The sequence below is a fragment of the Bacillus sp. GMs2/2 genome (assembly GCF_050172095.1).
Classification (GTDB): domain Bacteria; phylum Bacillota; class Bacilli; order Bacillales; family Bacillaceae_G; genus Bacillus_A; species Bacillus_A cereus.
The window spans coordinates 1-2,012 of sequence record NZ_JBNLYE010000555.1 but is presented as its reverse complement, the minus strand read 5'-3'; the positions used below and the strand labels follow the sequence as shown (position 1 = coordinate 2,012).

Sequence of the window (2,012 nt, the reverse complement as noted above, 5' to 3'; positions counted from 1 at the left end):
GAAAATTTATGAGCAAGGAAGTTGAAAAATATGACATTAACAATGGGCTTTATTGGATTTGGAAAGTCAGCTAACCGCTATCACTTACCTTATGTAAACACGCGTAATAATATAAAAATAAAAACGATTTTTGTACGTCAAATAAATGAAAAATTAGCGGCTCCATATAAGGAAAAAGGTGTTTACTTCACTACTGATTTGGACGAATTGTTGAATGACAAGGAAATTCAAGTGGTGACGGTCTGTACGCCAGCACATACGCATTACGAATTAGCGAAAAAAGTTATACTTGCTGGAAAATCAGTTATCGTTGAAAAACCATTTTGCGATACAGTGGAACATGCGAAAGAATTATTAGCTTTAGGACGAGAAAAAGATGTAGTAGTTATGCCTTATCAAAACCGCCGTTTTGATGGTGATTTTTTAGCTGTGAAGCAAGTAATTGAACAAGGATTCCTTGGTGATATTATTGAGATTGAATCACATATTGATTATTTCCGTCCTGGTTCAATCACTCATGAAGCTCCAAAAGAAGAAGGTTCATTTTACAGTTTAGGTATTCATACGATGGACCGTATGATTTCACTATTCGGCCGTCCAGATACGGTTACATACGATATTCGTAATAATGAAATGGAAGGTGCGGTTGATAACTATTTCGATGTTGGTTTACATTACGGAAATCAGTTGAAGATTAAGCTGAAAACGAACCATGTCGTAGCAAAAGATTATCCACGCTTTATCGTTCATGGAACAAATGGATCATTTATTAAATATGGTGAAGATCAGCAGGAAAATGATTTGAAAGCGGGGATTATGCCTGAGAGTGCAGGGTTTGGTGAAGATTCACCGATGTACTATGGAGTTGCTAAATATCGTAATGCAAATGGTGACTGGATTGAAAAACAAATTAAAACGCCGCTTGGTGATTACGGTCGTTTCTATGATGCCGCGTATGAAACAATTATAAATGGTGCACCAAAACTTGTGAAAGACGAAGAAGCGGTAACGAATATTGAAATCTTAGAAAATGGATTTGCTGCCCCATCACCTTCAGTTTACAAACTTAAGGCTTTACATTTGAATGAATAGAAGAGAGTTTGCAGTATAAAGGAGGTATGAAAATGGCAAGCGGATCAACACAAGTAAAATACCTCGGCATTTATCAAAAGATTAAACAGCAAATTTTAGACGGTGAATATAAAATCAACGAAAAAATTCCGAGTAGCCCCGTCCTTGCTGAAGAATTTGGTGTTTCAGCCCTTACTATTAAGAAAGCGTTGGATCTATTAGTTAGAGATGGCTACATTATCCGCCGGCGCGGAAGTGGAACAGTGGTGCAAGATTGGCGTCAACAGGAAAAGGCACGAATGATTCAAACTTTAACGGGTACGAAAGCTGTATACGGCAGTGAGGTAGAAAGTAAAATTATCGAGTTTGCGATTGTTGGGGCTGATGAAGTAGTTGCTGAGAAATTCGGAGTTTCAATCGGTGATTTCGTCTATAAAATCATTCGCCTCCGCATCATTCACAGCATTCCGACGATTATGGAGCATACATGGATGCCAATTTCGGTTATCCCAGGTGTTGAGGCTTCTGTTTTAGAGGAGTCGATATACTCACATATTCAAAATAAACTTGGTCTTGAAGTAGGGACATCTGTTGTCAGGGTTAAAGGAATTCGCCCAGATGATAGGGAAAAGCAGTTTATGAACTTAACAAATCAGGATTTCCTAATGCGAGTTGAACAAGTAGCTTATTTAACGGATGGACGAACTTTTGAATATTCTTATGCAGATCATCTCCCCGAAACCTTTGAGTTTGAAACAGTCATTACTGCAAAAAATTATAAAGAGATATAAAAATCGGTTGAGGCAAGTATTGTCTCAACTGCTCCTATTATACATTAATAGAATGAATCCAAGACTTAACATTTGATTTATAGAACTGTAAAGTTTAAAATTACAGTATAGTTTTTAGAAGTGAGTTGTTATCGTCTGTAAAATGTAGAT

Annotated in this window: 2 protein-coding genes; both read left to right on the top strand. The window is 37.0% G+C overall.

The window, feature by feature from the left end; translation table 11 throughout:
• Positions 1–30: 30 nt before the first annotated feature.
• Positions 31–1,092, top strand: coding sequence for an oxidoreductase (locus tag ACQGS6_RS27285; protein WP_426965935.1), 1,062 nt, complete (start codon positions 31–33; stop codon positions 1,090–1,092).
• Between the two features lie 32 nt (positions 1,093–1,124).
• A complete protein-coding gene (locus ACQGS6_RS27280; protein ID WP_426965934.1) occupies positions 1,125–1,862 on the top strand; it encodes a GntR family transcriptional regulator in 738 nt (245 codons plus the stop codon).
• The last annotated feature ends 150 nt before the right edge of the window (positions 1,863–2,012 follow it).